Annotated in this window: 7 protein-coding genes, 2 tRNA genes and 5 rRNA genes; 12 read left to right on the forward strand and 2 right to left on the reverse strand. The window is 54.8% G+C overall.

Annotated elements, in window-relative coordinates:
- Positions 1-37: 37 nt before the first annotated feature.
- From ACPJXG_RS01050 to rrf (ACPJXG_RS01100), 11 genes are all read left to right on the forward strand, one after another.
- Positions 38-2,914 (forward strand): 23S ribosomal RNA (locus tag ACPJXG_RS01050).
- A gap of 138 nt (positions 2,915-3,052) precedes the next feature.
- A 5S ribosomal RNA gene (gene rrf, locus ACPJXG_RS01055) occupies positions 3,053-3,165 on the forward strand.
- A 226-nt stretch (positions 3,166-3,391) separates the two neighbouring features.
- Positions 3,392-4,081 carry a phosphatase PAP2 family protein gene (locus tag ACPJXG_RS01060; RefSeq protein ID WP_425253128.1) on the forward strand — a complete coding sequence of 230 codons (690 nt, stop codon included), beginning with the start codon at positions 3,392-3,394 and terminating at the stop codon, positions 4,079-4,081.
- A gap of 62 nt (positions 4,082-4,143) precedes the next feature.
- Complete coding sequence (locus ACPJXG_RS01065) at positions 4,144-5,622, forward strand: DUF2868 domain-containing protein (protein WP_425253129.1); 1,479 nt, start codon at positions 4,144-4,146, stop codon at positions 5,620-5,622.
- Entirely contained in the window at positions 5,619-7,109 is a 1,491-nt protein-coding gene (locus ACPJXG_RS01070) for a DUF3482 domain-containing protein (RefSeq protein ID WP_425253130.1), read from the forward strand. The genes ACPJXG_RS01065 and ACPJXG_RS01070 overlap by 4 nt, the downstream gene beginning before the upstream one ends.
- Positions 7,110-7,147: 38 nt before the next feature.
- Positions 7,148-8,227: a tartrate dehydrogenase gene (locus ACPJXG_RS01075; RefSeq protein WP_425253131.1), complete on the forward strand. Its 1,080-nt coding sequence runs from the start codon at positions 7,148-7,150 to the stop codon at positions 8,225-8,227.
- Positions 8,228-8,628: 401 nt separating this feature from the next.
- Positions 8,629-10,159 (forward strand): 16S ribosomal RNA (locus ACPJXG_RS01080).
- A 100-nt stretch (positions 10,160-10,259) separates the two neighbouring features.
- Positions 10,260-10,336: transfer RNA gene (locus ACPJXG_RS01085), tRNA-Ile, on the forward strand.
- Positions 10,337-10,360: 24 nt separating this feature from the next.
- Positions 10,361-10,436: transfer RNA gene (locus ACPJXG_RS01090), tRNA-Ala, on the forward strand.
- Positions 10,437-10,687: 251 nt separating this feature from the next.
- A 23S ribosomal RNA gene (locus ACPJXG_RS01095) occupies positions 10,688-13,563 on the forward strand.
- 138 nt (positions 13,564-13,701) lie between these two features.
- A 5S ribosomal RNA gene (gene rrf, locus ACPJXG_RS01100) occupies positions 13,702-13,814 on the forward strand.
- The 16S, 23S and 5S rRNA genes sit together here with 2 tRNA genes alongside, the layout of an rRNA operon.
- A gap of 215 nt (positions 13,815-14,029) precedes the next feature.
- Here the strand turns inward: rrf (ACPJXG_RS01100) and ACPJXG_RS01105 are convergent.
- A complete protein-coding gene (locus ACPJXG_RS01105; RefSeq protein WP_176389644.1) occupies positions 14,030-14,590 on the reverse strand; it encodes an acyloxyacyl hydrolase in 561 nt (186 codons plus the stop codon).
- 268 nt (positions 14,591-14,858) lie between these two features.
- On the opposite strand from ACPJXG_RS01105, the gene ACPJXG_RS01110 reads away from it, so the two are divergent.
- Positions 14,859-15,755, forward strand: a complete 897-nt coding sequence (locus ACPJXG_RS01110) for an NAD(P)-dependent oxidoreductase (RefSeq protein ID WP_425253132.1) — start codon at positions 14,859-14,861, stop codon at positions 15,753-15,755.
- Between the two features lies 1 nt (position 15,756).
- On the opposite strand, the gene ACPJXG_RS01115 is transcribed toward ACPJXG_RS01110, so the two are convergent.
- Entirely contained in the window at positions 15,757-16,950 is a 1,194-nt protein-coding gene (locus tag ACPJXG_RS01115; RefSeq protein ID WP_425253133.1) for a M20 aminoacylase family protein, read from the reverse strand.
- Between the last annotated feature and the right edge of the window lie 160 nt (positions 16,951-17,110).

The following is a 17,110-nucleotide window of genomic DNA, read 5'->3' on the forward strand; positions in this document are numbered from 1 at the left end:
CTTTCATTATGCAAGTGATGAGAGGCTAACGTTATAGGGACAAGCGAATAAGTGCACATGGTGGATGCCTTGGCGATTACAGGCGATGAAGGACGTAGTAGCTTGCGATAAGCTGCGGGGAGTGAGCAAACACACTTTGATCCGCAGATTTCCGAATGGGGCAACCCACCCTTTTAGGGTATTGCATACTGAATACATAGGTATGCAAGGCGAACGCGGCGAACTGAAACATCTAAGTAGCTGCAGGAAAAGAAATCAACCGAGATTCCCAAAGTAGCGGCGAGCGAAATGGGAAGAGCCTGTACGTGATAGTCGGACCGATAACAGAATCCTCTGGAAATAGGAGCCATAGTGGGTGATAGCCCCGTATGTGAAATCGGACCGGTGGTACTAAGCGTACGACAAGTAGGGCGGGACACGTGACATCCTGTCTGAATATGGGGGGACCATCCTCCAAGGCTAAATACTCGTAATCGACCGATAGTGAACCAGTACCGTGAGGGAAAGGCGAAAAGAACCCCGGAAGGGGAGTGAAATAGATCCTGAAACCGTGTGCATACAAACAGTAGGAGCGGACTTGTTCCGTGACTGCGTACCTTTTGTATAATGGGTCAGCGACTTACATTCAGTGGCAAGGTTAACCATATAGGGAAGCCGTAGAGAAATCGAGTCCGAATAGGGCGATCAGTCGCTGGGTGTAGACCCGAAACCAAGTGATCTACTCATGGCCAGGATGAAGGTGCGGTAACACGCCCTGGAGGTCCGAACCCACTAATGTTGAAAAATTAGGGGATGAGCTGTGGGTAGGGGTGAAAGGCTAAACAAACTTGGAAATAGCTGGTTCTCTCCGAAAACTATTTAGGTAGTGCCTCAAGTATCACCATCGGGGGTAGAGCACTGTTATGGCTAGGGGGTCATTGCGACTTACCAAACCATTGCAAACTCCGAATACCGATGAGTGCGAGCTTGGGAGACAGACGTCGGGTGCTAACGTCCGGCGTCAAGAGGGAAACAACCCAGACCGCCAGCTAAGGTCCCAAAGATTGGCTAAGTGGAAAACGAAGTGGGAAGGCTAAAACAGTCAGGATGTTGGCTTAGAAGCAGCCATCATTTAAAGAAAGCGTAATAGCTCACTGATCGAGTCGTCCTGCGCGGAAGATGTAACGGGGCTAAGCCAGTCACCGAAGCTGCGGATATCCTTTATTGGATATGGTAGGAGAGCGTTCTGTAAGCCTGCGAAGGTGTCTTGTAAAGGATGCTGGAGGTATCAGAAGTGCGAATGCTGACATGAGTAGCGATAATGGGGGTGAAAAGCCTCCACGCCGTAAGCCCAAGGTTTCCTGTTCAACGTTCATCGGAGCAGGGTGAGTCGGCCCCTAAGGCGAGGCAGAGATGCGTAGCTGATGGGAAGCAGGTTAATATTCCTGCACCGTCGTATGATGCGATGGGGGGACGGATCGCGGAAGGTTGTCTGACTGTTGGAATAGTCAGTTTCTGTCTCATAGAAGGCGCTTAGGCAAATCCGGGCGCGGAATTCAAGGGGATGGGACGAGTGAACTTGTTCACGAAGCAATCGGAAGTGGTTCCAAGAAAAGCCTCTAAGCTTCAGTCATACGAGACCGTACCGCAAACCGACACAGGTGGGCGAGATGAGTATTCTAAGGCGCTTGAGAGAACTCGGGAGAAGGAACTCGGCAAATTGGTACCGTAACTTCGGGAAAAGGTACGCCCCGGTAGCTTGATTGGTTTACTCCATGAGGGTGAAAGGGTTGCAATAAACTGGTGGCTGCGACTGTTTAATAAAAACACAGCACTCTGCAAACACGAAAGTGGACGTATAGGGTGTGACGCCTGCCCGGTGCTGGAAGATTAAATGATGGGGTGCAAGCTCTTGATTGAAGTCCCAGTAAACGGCGGCCGTAACTATAACGGTCCTAAGGTAGCGAAATTCCTTGTCGGGTAAGTTCCGACCTGCACGAATGGCGTAACGATGGCCACACTGTCTCCTCCCGAGACTCAGCGAAGTTGAAATGTTTGTGATGATGCAATCTACCCGCGGCTAGACGGAAAGACCCCATGAACCTTTACTGTAGCTTTGCATTGGACTTTGAACCAATCTGTGTAGGATAGGTGGGAGGCTTTGAAGCGGGGACGCTAGTTCTCGTGGAGCCAACCTTGAAATACCACCCTGGTTTGTTTGAGGTTCTAACCTTGGTCCGTTATCCGGATCGGGGACAGTGCATGGTAGGCAGTTTGACTGGGGCGGTCTCCTCCTAAAGTGTAACGGAGGAGTTCGAAGGTACGCTAGATACGGTCGGACATCGTGTTGATAGTGCAATGGCATAAGCGTGCTTAACTGCGAGACTGACAAGTCGAGCAGGTACGAAAGTAGGACATAGTGATCCGGTGGTTCTGTATGGAAGGGCCATCGCTCAACGGATAAAAGGTACTCTGGGGATAACAGGCTGATTCCTCCCAAGAGTTCATATCGACGGGGGAGTTTGGCACCTCGATGTCGGCTCATCACATCCTGGGGCTGTAGCCGGTCCCAAGGGTATGGCTGTTCGCCATTTAAAGTGGTACGTGAGCTGGGTTTAAAACGTCGTGAGACAGTTTGGTCCCTATCTGCCGTGGGCGTTGGAAATTTGAAGGGGGGCTGCTCCTAGTACGAGAGGACCGGAGTGGACGAACCTCTGGTGTACCGGTTGTCACGCCAGTGGCATTGCCGGGTAGCTAAGTTCGGAAGAGATAACCGCTGAAAGCATCTAAGCGGGAAACTTGCCTTGAGATGAGATTTCCCAGAGCCTTGAGCTCTTTGAAGGGTCGTTCGAGACCAGGACGTTGATAGGCTGGGTGTGGAAGTGCAGTAATGCATTAAGCTAACCAGTACTAATTGCCCGTACGGCTTGTCCCTATAACCTTAGCAGGTACAGAGGATAAGACGGTACAACGTTGCGTGTGTGTTGATACTACTATTCATTACCCCAATCTTTGCTTCTTCCAGATTCAGGCTTTGTCGTCCTACAGGAGACAAACGCCAGTACAAGTTATGCCTGATGACCATAGCAAGTTGGTCCCACCCCTTCCCATCCCGAACAGGACCGTGAAACAACTTTGCGCCGATGATAGTGCTGCAACCAGTGTGAAAGTAGGTTATCGTCAGGCTTGTTATTCGCAGTAGAGAAAAACCCGATCAGAAATGGTCGGGTTTTTTTTTCGTCTGGTGGTTTGATACGCCGCGGGTGGTGTCGGCTTACGCGCTGCGCGCTAAGCCGACCTACGTCTGCCTTTATCATTTTCACCACATGTTGTGCACGGCGGGCATCGTCATGTTCTCTTCATATTGACACTGTACGATGACTTCCATTCTCATCAAGTAGTGTGTGCACCCATGTTGGCCAAGCTTAAACTCGTCAAAACTCCCAAAGGCATCGATAGCGCCTTGATGCTGTCGGCCATGCTGATAATTTGGATCGGCAATTACAGCAACCTCGACCTGATGATCGCCGACAGTATGTTCGACGGAATGCGCGGGCAATTTGTCGGCGCTGGCAGTGCGTGGACGCGCGGTTTCCAGTTCTGCATGACCTTGCTGGCCGCAGCTGCGATTGCTCTGGCGGTCTGGGACACGCAGCGTCCACTGGCCTGGCCGGCCTCACGCCGCAGCGCCTTGCATGTCGTGGCGCTGTCGGCTGTCCTGGTGCCATTAAGTATTTATTTGCTATCCTCATTCAGTGATGTGCCTTGCCCCACGGATTTGTTGCGCTACGGCGGAATGGAGCCGTACACGCGCCTGCTGGAAACATTACCGGCCAGCGCATCTGCCATGGTCTGCCTGCCCGCTACACAGGCGAATACCGCTTGGTGGATGCTGGCCTTGCCATTGTTCTGCCTGCCCGGACGGCCGCGCACGGCGTTTCTGCTCGTCGGGGTCATATTGCTGTGCGGTTTGGCCGCAGGTTGGCAGAAACAGTTGCAAGGTACGCAATTTTTCACGCACACCTTGTGGTCAGCCTGGATCGCTTCTTTCCTGATATATCTGCTGCATAAGCTGCTCCTGGCCGAGGACGCGTTGGCCTGAAACACAAAAGTACGTCACAATCTGCCTGTGTAGTTGTCGTTTCATACAAAAACAGGAGCACCATGAACGAGCAGATTGCGAGAGAAGTGGTATTGGTCCGTGCTATCGAGACGGCCGACCAGAAAAAAGAAGTCCTCAGCGAGGATGACCGCATGTATGCCAGCCGCAGCGCGCGTGAGCTTGCGCAGTGGCAAGCTTCGGGCAAGCAGGCCGAAGTGACAGGTGACGATTTCCTGCAGCAGCGCTCGGAACTGATCCTCAAGCGCATCACCGAGCGCACGCCCGCCTTCGCCGCTTTCGCGAAACGCCGTAATGGCATGAAAACCCTGGCGCTGGCCCTGCCCCTGCTGGCTTTGCTGCTGGGCGCCGGGCTGGACCGCATCACAGATCCCCATCGTGTCGACTTGCTGTCGGCGCCCTTGCTGCTGATCATCGCCTGGAATGTGCTGGTCTACCTGGGCTTGCTGATCTGGCTATGCATCCCTTCGCGTTCCCTGGGCTGGCCGAAGGCGGGACTGGTGCGCCACCTGAGCGTGGGCCGCCTGGCCCTGCCGCGCAAGCTGCCGCATACCTTGTCCTCGGGCTTGCTCAGTTTCATGGGGGAATGGGCGCACTTGAGTGCCAAACTGACGGCTGCGCGCCTCAGTCGTACCATCCACCTGAGCGCCGCCATGTTTGCCATCGGCGCCGTCGCTTCACTGTATGCGCGCGGCTTTCTGTCGCAATACGCAGCCGGCTGGGAAAGCACCTTTTTGAATGCCGGCCAGGTGCACAGCCTGCTTTCGACCTTGTTTGCGCCGGCTATTGCCCTGTTTCATTTGCAAGGATTTTCGCTGGCGGAAATCGAAGCACTGCGCTTCCCGCAAACGACGACCGTCGAAGGCGGCGCGCGCTGGGTGCATTTGTATGCGGCAACGATTTTCCTGCTGGTCGTCGTTCCCCGCCTGATCCTGGCCCTCGTCAACAACTGGCGCGCCGCGCGCCTGGCCAGGAACTTTCCGCTGGATCTAGATCAACCGTATTTCCGCAAGCTCAATGAAAGCATCGGCGTGGCCACGGGCGGCATGCTGCGCGTCTTGCCATACAGCTTTACTGTCGATGAGGCACGTCACAAGGGGCTAGGGCAAATTTCCCTCATGCTGTTCGGCGAGCAGGGCCGCATGATGCTGCGTCCATCGACGTCGTATGGCGAAGAACCGCAGGACGTCTTGCGCGACACGGACTTGAATGATCCGCAAGTCAATATCACGGCCGTGCTGTTCAATCTGACGGCGACGCCGGAGAAGGAAAATCACGGCGCCTTTCTCGATTACCTGGCGCAATCGTCGGCACGCGGCATTGCCGTGCTGATCGACGAATCCAGCTACCTGGAGCGCGCGGGTGAACAGGTGGATAACGGCGCGCGCCTGGCGGAACGAGTCGCCTTGTGGCAACAGTTCTGCCAGTTCCATAAAACCACGGCCACCGTGGTCAATTTGCTCAACCCTGCCTTGCGCCCGCTCGATGCCGGTGTCGGGCTGAAAGTATCGGCAGCAGCATGAGCGTGAATGTGAATAAAGATGTGCAGGATGATGCGGTGCAGATTCAGTTCGCGCTTATTTCGCACACGAATAATGGCAAGACTACCCTGGCGCGCACTTTGGTCGGCGTAGACATCGGCGAAGTGCGCGATGCCGCTCACGTGACGGTGTTTGCCGAATCGCATACCTTGCTGGCCACGCCGCAGGGCGATGCCTTGCAATTGTGGGATACGCCAGGCTTTGGCGATTCCGTGCGCCTGCTCAAGCGTCTGGGGCAGTCGGGTAATCCCATCGGCTGGTTCTTGCGCGAAGTGCTGGACCGTTACCGCGACCGTCCGTTCTGGCTCAGCCAGCAAGCGCTGCGCACGGCCAAGGACTCCGCCGACGTGGTGCTGTACCTGGTCAATTCCTCGGAACACCCCAAGGATGCTGGCTACTTGCCGGCGGAAATGAAAATCCTCGCCTGGCTGGATAAGCCCGTGGTGGTCTTGCTCAACCAGATGGGGCCGCCGCGTCCTGGCAATGAGGAACACGGCGAGCAGGCACGCTGGCGCGAGCACCTGCAGCAGTATCCGATCGTGCGCGATGTCCTGGCGCTCGATGCCTTTGCCCGCTGCTGGGTACATGAACGCGTGTTTTACGAAGCCGTGGGTAAATTGTTGCCGCAGTCGCAGCAAGCCGGTTATGCGCGTCTGTTTGCTGCCTGGCAAGAGCAGAATGCGGCGCGTTTCCGGCAGGCCATGCATTTGCTGGCCACGCAACTGGCGGTGGCCGGACAGGATCGCGAAGCCATTGATCCGGCGTCCAGGGGCTTGTTGAAATCGGCTTTGCAGGTGGTGGGTATCGGCAAGAATGCAGAGCAGCAACGCCAGGAAAAAGCCATGGCCAGCCTGGTGGCGCGACTCAATACGCATAGCGGTACCACCACGCGTGAGCTTTTGATATTGCACAAACTCGACCCGACCGATGCGCATAAGATCAATAGCCGGATACGGGAAAATTTCGCCGTGCGCGCGCCTATCGACAAGGCGCAAGCGGGGCTATTGGGCGCCATGATTTCCGGCGCGGCGACGGGCCTGTCGGCCGACCTGATTTCCGGCGGCCTGACCTTGGGCACTGGCGCTTTGCTTGGCGGCGTGGTCGGTGCGCTGACGTTTGCAGGCGCAGCCTGGGGCTTTAATTCCGGTACGGACCGCAATGAGCCCACGATGCAATTTACCGATGCTTTCCTGCGCACCCTGGTGGTAGCGGGCGTGCTGCGTTACCTGGCGGTGGCGCACTTTGGCCGTGGCCGCGGCAATTTCGTTGAAAGCGAAGCGCCGGCCTTCTGGCAAGATGAAGTCGAGCAGGCGGTGGCGCGCCATGAAGGCGCATTGGCCGAGTTGTGGAAAGAGGTGCGCCGCGAGAAATCAACTGAACTGGCAGCCGAGCGTGTACAGCCCATCATCGCGGCGATCACTGCCGATGTGCTGGCGCGTCTGTACCCGGATGTGGCGCAGCAGATGTAAATACGGGCTTCCATCGCCTATTTCCAACAGGGTTTCCCATGAGCACACATAAAATCGCCGTCATTGCCGGCGACGGTATCGGCAATGAAGTCATGCCGGAGGGCTTGCGTGTCATCGAGGCGGCCGCCCGCCGTTTCAATATCGACTTGCAGTTCACGACAATGGCTTGGGCCAATTGCGATTATTACCTGGAGCATGGGCAAATGATGCCCTCGGACTGGTTCGCCCAGCTCAAGGATTTCGACGCCATCTATTTTGGTGCCGTGGGCTGGCCGGACAAGGTGCCCGACCATATCTCGCTGTGGGGTTCGTTATTGAAATTCCGGCGCGAGTTCGACGAATACGTCAACTTGCGGCCTGTGCGCCTGATGCCGGGCGTGCCGTGCCCGCTGGCGCATAAGAAGCCGGGCGATATCGATTTTTATGTGGTGCGTGAAAATACGGAAGGAGAATATTCATCCGTGGGCGGGCGCATGTTCGAGGGGACGGAGCGCGAAACGGTGCTGCAGGAATCCGTGTTTACCCGCAAGGGCGTCGACCGTATCCTGAAGTATGCGTTTGAGCTGGCGCAAAGCCGGCCTAAAAAACACCTGACATCGGCGACCAAGTCGAACGGTATCGCCATCAGCATGCCATATTGGGATGAGCGGGTGGAAGCGATGGGCCCGAGCTTTCCCGATGTCCGTTGGGATAAATACCATATCGACATTCTGGCGGCCCGCTTTGTATTGAGCCCCGAGCGCTTCGATGTGGTGGTCGCTTCAAATCTGTTTGGCGATATCCTGTCGGACCTGGGGCCCGCCTGCACGGGAACGATTGCCATCGCCCCATCGGCCAATATCAATCCGGAGCGGACTTTTCCTTCCGTCTTCGAGCCGGTGCACGGTTCCGCACCCGATATCTATGGCCAGAATATCGCCAACCCGATCGGCATGATCTGGTCGGGCGCCATGATGCTGGACTTCCTCGGTAATGGCGACGCCAATTACACGGCGGCGCATGACGCGATTGTGCGCGCCATCGAGCAGGTTCTCGAGCATGGTCCACGGACGCCGGACATGGGCGGCAGCGCCAGTACAACCGATGTCGGCATGGCGGTTGCCGAATTACTCAAATAAAGCTTGCCGCCCGTGTGGGGCTTTGCTATAGTTCGCCTCCCAAATGAGACGCAGTCACTGCGGCAGTTGAGGATCACCGGAAACGGCGATGAGTATAAAGAAGGAGTTGACGGATTTAGCGAAATGCCTCATACTCTTTCTTCTTCGCAGCTGACAAACACAACGCTTTGTCGATAGCGCGAAAGCAGTAACCGAATACAGTTCTTTAACAATTAACAGTCGATAAGTGTGGGCATTTGATGTAAGTGCAGCGTCAATCTTCGGATTGGCGTCTAACTTAAAATATCAAATGTTCACAAGAAATAATGAAATAGGCGCTACGAAAGTAGTGGCCTGTCAGTTTTTTGAGTGAGCGACCCGTCGCAAGACGGTGCCAATAAAATGGCAAAGTAACAGAGATTAAACTGAAGAGTTTGATCCTGGCTCAGATTGAACGCTGGCGGCATGCCTTACACATGCAAGTCGAACGGCAGCACGGAGCTTGCTCTGGTGGCGAGTGGCGAACGGGTGAGTAATATATCGGAACGTACCCTGGAGTGGGGGATAACGTAGCGAAAGTTACGCTAATACCGCATACGATCTAAGGATGAAAGTGGGGGATCGCAAGACCTCATGCTCGTGGAGCGGCCGATATCTGATTAGCTAGTTGGTAGGGTAAAAGCCTACCAAGGCATCGATCAGTAGCTGGTCTGAGAGGACGACCAGCCACACTGGAACTGAGACACGGTCCAGACTCCTACGGGAGGCAGCAGTGGGGAATTTTGGACAATGGGCGAAAGCCTGATCCAGCAATGCCGCGTGAGTGAAGAAGGCCTTCGGGTTGTAAAGCTCTTTTGTCAGGGAAGAAACGGTGAGAGCTAATATCTCTTGCTAATGACGGTACCTGAAGAATAAGCACCGGCTAACTACGTGCCAGCAGCCGCGGTAATACGTAGGGTGCAAGCGTTAATCGGAATTACTGGGCGTAAAGCGTGCGCAGGCGGTTTTGTAAGTCTGATGTGAAATCCCCGGGCTCAACCTGGGAATTGCATTGGAGACTGCAAGGCTAGAATCTGGCAGAGGGGGGTAGAATTCCACGTGTAGCAGTGAAATGCGTAGATATGTGGAGGAACACCGATGGCGAAGGCAGCCCCCTGGGTCAAGATTGACGCTCATGCACGAAAGCGTGGGGAGCAAACAGGATTAGATACCCTGGTAGTCCACGCCCTAAACGATGTCTACTAGTTGTCGGGTCTTAATTGACTTGGTAACGCAGCTAACGCGTGAAGTAGACCGCCTGGGGAGTACGGTCGCAAGATTAAAACTCAAAGGAATTGACGGGGACCCGCACAAGCGGTGGATGATGTGGATTAATTCGATGCAACGCGAAAAACCTTACCTACCCTTGACATGGCTGGAATCCTCGAGAGATTGAGGAGTGCTCGAAAGAGAACCAGTACACAGGTGCTGCATGGCTGTCGTCAGCTCGTGTCGTGAGATGTTGGGTTAAGTCCCGCAACGAGCGCAACCCTTGTCATTAGTTGCTACGAAAGGGCACTCTAATGAGACTGCCGGTGACAAACCGGAGGAAGGTGGGGATGACGTCAAGTCCTCATGGCCCTTATGGGTAGGGCTTCACACGTCATACAATGGTACATACAGAGCGCCGCCAACCCGCGAGGGGGAGCTAATCGCAGAAAGTGTATCGTAGTCCGGATTGTAGTCTGCAACTCGACTGCATGAAGTTGGAATCGCTAGTAATCGCGGATCAGCATGTCGCGGTGAATACGTTCCCGGGTCTTGTACACACCGCCCGTCACACCATGGGAGCGGGTTTTACCAGAAGTAGGTAGCTTAACCGTAAGGAGGGCGCTTACCACGGTAGGATTCGTGACTGGGGTGAAGTCGTAACAAGGTAGCCGTATCGGAAGGTGCGGCTGGATCACCTCCTTTCTAGAGTTTGCACGAATCAGGTAACTGGTTCACGCATCAAATGTTCACACTTATCGGCTGTTTAATTAAGAAGAAACAGTAGTCGTAGTAGTTCCGCGTTGGGGCTGTAGCTCAGCTGGTTAGAGCACCGTGTTGATAACGCGGGGGTCGTTGGTTCGAGTCCAACCAGCCCTACCAGTAAAAACCGAGTAGTAAATCTCAGGGGGATTAGCTCAGCTGGGAGAGCACCTGCTTTGCAAGCAGGGGGTCGTCGGTTCGATCCCGTCATCCTCCACCAAAGTTTTACTCGAAAGTGCAAACGTAAGCCAGTAGGTTTAGGTTTGATCTTTTAGCGATCAAAGCTGTTTCGTTCTTTAACAATCTGGAAGAAGTAAAGATTATTTATTGATCAAGTCTATGCGTGCAGCAATGCATGAGGCGACTTGATGGGTAATGATTGTATGTATCAACAAACAAGCAACAACGTTGTACTTTCTTATCCCTGTAGCGCTCTTTCATTATGCAAGTGATGAGAGGCTAACGTTATAGGGACAAGCGAATAAGTGCACATGGTGGATGCCTTGGCGATTACAGGCGATGAAGGACGTAGTAGCTTGCGATAAGCTGCGGGGAGTGAGCAAACACACTTTGATCCGCAGATTTCCGAATGGGGCAACCCACCCTTTTAGGGTATTGCATACTGAATACATAGGTATGCAAGGCGAACGCGGCGAACTGAAACATCTAAGTAGCTGCAGGAAAAGAAATCAACCGAGATTCCCAAAGTAGCGGCGAGCGAAATGGGAAGAGCCTGTACGTGATAGTCGGACTGATAGAAGAATCCTCTGGAAATAGGAACCGTAGCGGGTGATAGTCCCGTATTCGAAATCAGACCGGTGATACTAAGCGTACGACAAGTAGGGCGGGACACGTGACATCCTGTCTGAATATGGGGGGACCATCCTCCAAGGCTAAATACTCGTAATCGACCGATAGTGAACCAGTACCGTGAGGGAAAGGCGAAAAGAACCCCGGAAGGGGAGTGAAATAGATCCTGAAACCGTGTGCATACAAACAGTAGGAGCGGACTTGTTCCGTGACTGCGTACCTTTTGTATAATGGGTCAGCGACTTACATTCAGTGGCAAGGTTAACCGCATAGGGAAGCCGTAGAGAAATCGAGTCCGAATAGGGCGATCAGTCGCTGGGTGTAGACCCGAAACCAAGTGATCTACTCATGGCCAGGATGAAGGTGCGGTAACACGCCCTGGAGGTCCGAACCCACTAATGTTGAAAAATTAGGGGATGAGCTGTGGGTAGGGGTGAAAGGCTAAACAAACTTGGAAATAGCTGGTTCTCTCCGAAAACTATTTAGGTAGTGCCTCAAGTATCACCATCGGGGGTAGAGCACTGTTATGGCTAGGGGGTCATTGCGACTTACCAAACCATTGCAAACTCCGAATACCGATGAGTGCGAGCTTGGGAGACAGACGTCGGGTGCTAACGTCCGGCGTCAAGAGGGAAACAACCCAGACCGCCAGCTAAGGTCCCAAAGATTGGCTAAGTGGAAAACGAAGTGGGAAGGCTAAAACAGTCAGGATGTTGGCTTAGAAGCAGCCATCATTTAAAGAAAGCGTAATAGCTCACTGATCGAGTCGTCCTGCGCGGAAGATGTAACGGGGCTAAGCCAGTCACCGAAGCTGCGGATATATAGCAATATATATGGTAGGAGAGCGTTCTGTAAGCCTGCGAAGGTGTCTTGTAAAGGATGCTGGAGGTATCAGAAGTGCGAATGCTGACATGAGTAGCGATAATGGGGGTGAAAAGCCTCCACGCCGTAAGCCCAAGGTTTCCTGTTCAACGTTCATCGGAGCAGGGTGAGTCGGCCCCTAAGGCGAGGCAGAGATGCGTAGCTGATGGGAAGCAGGTTAATATTCCTGCACCGTCGTATGATGCGATGGGGGGACGGATCGCGGAAGGTTGTCTGACTGTTGGAATAGTCAGTTTCTGTCTCATAGAAGGCACTTAGGCAAATCCGGGTGCGCAATTCAAGGGGATGGGACGAGTGAATTTATTCACGAAGCAATCGGAAGTGGTTCCAAGAAAAGCCTCTAAGCTTCAGTCATACGAGACCGTACCGCAAACCGACACAGGTGGGCGAGATGAGTATTCTAAGGCGCTTGAGAGAACTCGGGAGAAGGAACTCGGCAAATTGGTACCGTAACTTCGGGAAAAGGTACGCCCCGGTAGCTTGATTGGTTTACTCCATGAGGGTGAAAGGGTTGCAATAAACTGGTGGCTGCGACTGTTTAATAAAAACACAGCACTCTGCAAACACGAAAGTGGACGTATAGGGTGTGACGCCTGCCCGGTGCTGGAAGATTAAATGATGGGGTGCAAGCTCTTGATTGAAGTCCCAGTAAACGGCGGCCGTAACTATAACGGTCCTAAGGTAGCGAAATTCCTTGTCGGGTAAGTTCCGACCTGCACGAATGGCGTAACGATGGCCACACTGTCTCCTCCCGAGACTCAGCGAAGTTGAAATGTTTGTGATGATGCAATCTACCCGCGGCTAGACGGAAAGACCCCATGAACCTTTACTGTAGCTTTGCATTGGACTTTGAACCAATCTGTGTAGGATAGGTGGGAGGCTTTGAAGCGGGGACGCTAGTTCTCGTGGAGCCAACCTTGAAATACCACCCTGGTTTGTTTGAGGTTCTAACCTTGGTCCGTTATCCGGATCGGGGACAGTGCATGGTAGGCAGTTTGACTGGGGCGGTCTCCTCCTAAAGTGTAACGGAGGAGTTCGAAGGTACGCTAGATACGGTCGGACATCGTGTTGATAGTGCAATGGCATAAGCGTGCTTAACTGCGAGACTGACAAGTCGAGCAGGTACGAAAGTAGGACATAGTGATCCGGTGGTTCTGTATGGAAGGGCCATCGCTCAACGGATAAAAGGTACTCTGGGGATAACAGGCTGATTCCTCCCAAGAGTTCATATCGACGGGGGAGTTTGGCACCTCGATGTCGGCTCATCACATCCTGGGGCTGTAGCCGGTCCCAAGGGTATGGCTGTTCGCCATTTAAAGTGGTACGTGAGCTGGGTTTAAAACGTCGTGAGACAGTTTGGTCCCTATCTGCCGTGGGCGTTGGAAATTTGAAGGGGGCTGCTCCTAGTACGAGAGGACCGGAGTGGACGAACCTCTGGTGTACCGGTTGTCACGCCAGTGGCATTGCCGGGTAGCTAAGTTCGGAAGAGATAACCGCTGAAAGCATCTAAGCGGGAAACTTGCCTTGAGATGAGATTTCCCAGAGCCTTGAGCTCTTTGAAGGGTCGTTCGAGACCAGGACGTTGATAGGCTGGGTGTGGAAGTGCAGTAATGCATTAAGCTAACCAGTACTAATTGCCCGTACGGCTTGTCCCTATAACCTTAGCAGGTACAGAGGATAAGACGGTACAACGTTGCGTGTGTGTTGATACTACCAGTCATTACCCCAATCTTTGCTTCTTCCAGATTCAGGCTTTGTCGCTCCATCGAGGACAAATGCCAGTACAAGTTATGCCTGATGACCATAGCAAGTTGGTCCCACCCCTTCCCATCCCGAACAGGACCGTGAAACAACTTTGCGCCGATGATAGTGCTGCAACCAGTGTGAAAGTAGGTTATCGTCAGGCTTGTTATTCGAAAAAACCCCTTCCGGTGATCCGGTTGGGGTTTTTTTTACGTCTGGTGGTTTTGTTTGACGCTGGTGGTGCTTGTCGGCTTACGCGCTGCGCGCTAAGCCGACCTACAGTCAGACCCTCCATACCGCCAACGTAAAAATAATCGCCAATGCAACAGACGAAAAAAAGGCAGCGCTACGCGCTGCCTTTGTCATGTATCACCTTCATTAAAAGTGATAAGCGACTTTGACGTTCAGGTAATTGACGCCGCTATTCGGTTTCTTGTAGCCGCCATTCGAGAAATGCTGGATCTTCGCAGCGACTTCCCATTTGTTATTGAAGATATAGCCAACGCCGATATGGTCGCCGAACTGGAAGTGGGTCGACAGGCGGTCATCGTCGTTGTTGTACAGTTTCGACAGCATGTGCACGCCGATGCCGGCTTCCGCATAAAAACCCAGCTTGTTCGTGTTTTCAAAACGGAACACGGGAGTAAAGCCCAGGTCCCACAGCTTTTGATGCTGGCCAGAGACATTCTGATAGCTCTTGGCATCCCAGCCGCCTATGCTGGCATCCCAGTAACCGCTCAGCTGCGTGCCATTCGATACAAACCAGGCCTTATCCCAGTTCGAGGTTACGCCGGCGCGTACCATTTGTACCTTCACGCCCTTGGCATACTCGCCATAGACGGAGTCGATCAGTTTGTCGTCGGCGGCAAAGCCGGCATTGGCTGCCATCAGCGCGGCAACGGCGGCGATGGATTTGAGGAGATTCTTCTTGAAGGACATAGAGACTTTCATCGTAAAATTGGCCGTCAGGCTTGTCTTGTTTGCGCAGGCACCCAAGTAACCCCACAATAAATTATTGTGATTTCTGACTTCCATAACCGGCGCTCTGCGGCGTTGCTCACTGCTAGCAGTGCTTGCACTGCGTCGCGGCGAGCGCCTTGCATAGCATCCGGTTCTGTTCGTCATAAATTCACACTAATTTCCCGAGGATTACCTAGTCTTGCACACTACTCCCGCCACCTGTTTGATCTCAGAGGTTGAATTGACATTGTCTACAAAAATCGCATTTCTCGGTATTGGCCTAATGGGAGGGCCGATGGTTCGGTGCCTGCTGCGCGCTGGATATTTTGTCACAATTTGGAATCGCACGCACAGCAAGGCCCAAGTCCTGCGTGCAGCGGGCGCGCAGCCGACCGTTTCCGTGGCTGAGGCTGTCAAGGGCGTGGACGTGGTCATCTCGATGCTGGAGGCCGGTCCCATCGTGGCAACGGTGTTGCAAGAGGCGCTGCCGGCCTTGGCAGCTGGTGCGTTGTGGATCGACATGAGCTCCACCAAACAATCGGAAGCCCAGCAATTTCATGCCAGCTTGCATGCGGCAGGCCATGGTTTCATCGATGCGCCCGTGTCGGGTGGCGTCGGCGGGGCGCAGGCGGGTACCCTGGCCATCATGGCTGGCGCCAGTGCCGGCGATTACGCGCGGGTTGAAACGATTCTGTCGGCAATGGGCCGCCCGACTCTGGTGGGGCCGGCCGGCAGCGGGCAGGTGGCCAAGCTGTGCAATCAGCTGATCGTCGGTGCGACATTGAATATCGTGGCGGAAGCCTTGCTGCTGGCCCAGGCGGCCGGCGCCGATGCGAGCGCCGTGCGGGCAGCCATCCGCGGCGGTTTTGCCGAAAGCAAGATTTTGGAGGTGCATGGCCAGCGTATGCTGGAGCGCAATTTTGTAGCCGGCGGCCAGGTGAAAAGCCAGATCAAGGATATGCACAACATCCTCGCGGCGGCCGAAGCGGCCCACGTGACTTTGCCGGTGACGCAACTGGTGACGCAGCGCTATGAAACCCTGGCCATCAGCCATCCGACGGCCGATCACTCGGCCGCCTTGCTGGCCCTTGAAGCGTTGAATCCGGGCCAGCGCCTGGGCGCCGGTCCGGATCAACTGAGCTGATTCAAGCGATGGGCAGGCTCGCTTCGGCCAGCTTGACCCAGAAACTGGCGCCGATGGGCAACAAATTGTCGTTGAAGTCGTAGCTGCCATTGTGCAAGACGCACGGACCCAGGCCGTGGCCGCCATCGCGGTGCTCGCCATCGCCATTGCCGATGAAGATGTAGCAGCCGGCTTTTTTCTGCAGGAAGAAGGCGAAATCCTCCGCGCCCATGGTCGGCTCGACATTCGCGTTGACCTTGTCCGCACCCACGACGCTTTTCATGACTTCGACGGCAAACGCCGTTTCCTTCGCGTGATTGACCAGCGGCGGATAGTTGCGCTTGAAGTGGAAATCGACTTCCGCGCCAAAGGCGGCGGCCGTGTGCACGGCGATGTCGCGCATGCGCTCTTCGATCAAGTCCAGCACGGGCGTGGTGAAGGTGCGCACGGTGCCGACCAGACTGGCGTCATCGGGAATCACATTGGTGGCGCTGCCCGCGTGGATTTGCGTGATGGACAGCACGGCCGTGTCGAGCGGACTCTTGTTGCGTGTGATCACGGTTTGCCAGCTTTGCGCGATTTGCACGGCCACCATGACGGGGTCGATGCCCTTGTGGGGCTGGGCCGCGTGGGCGCCCTTGCCTTTGACGGTGACGTGGAATTCATTGCTGGACGCCATCATGGGCCCTTCCACCACGCTCAGGGTGCCCGTTTCGGTGCCCGGCCAGTTGTGCATGCCGTAGATGGCATCCATGGGAAAACGCGTAAACAAGCCGTCTGCTATCATTTCGCGCGCGCCGGCACCGCCTTCCTCGGCCGGCTGGAAGACCAGGTACACGGTGCCGTCGAAGTTGCGGTGCTGCGCCAGGTAATGGGCCGCACCGAGCAGCATGGCCGTGTGGCCATCGTGGCCGCAGGCGTGCATCTTGCCCGGGTGGCGCGAGGCGTGCTCGAAGGTATTCATTTCCTGCATCGGCAAGGCATCCATGTCGGCGCGCAAACCGATGGCACGTGTCGACGTGCCATTCTTGATGATGCCGACCACGCCAGTGCGGCCCAGGCCGCGTACCACGGGGATGCCCCATTCCGTCAGTTTGGCGGCGACCACGTCCGAAGTGCGCTGTTCTTCGTAGCACAGCTCGGGATGCGCGTGCAGGTCGCGGCGAATACCTTGCAGCTCGGATTGAAACGCCAAGATCGGATCAACTAGTTTCATGGGACTCTCCTGTGGATGCTGGCACGCAGCAATGTATGGCGCGCCGTACCGTGTTTGTTTGATCGAAAACAGACGCGGCTAATAGTGCATTGTAGCCCTTGTTTGCCGGGTAAATCCAGCGCACGGACGTGCTTGCCACGGCGCCAACAGCAAGCGCGCG

Origin of the sequence: Janthinobacterium sp. NFX145, assembly GCF_049810325.1 — a bacterium.
Classification (GTDB): domain Bacteria; phylum Pseudomonadota; class Gammaproteobacteria; order Burkholderiales; family Burkholderiaceae_D; genus Janthinobacterium; species Janthinobacterium rivuli.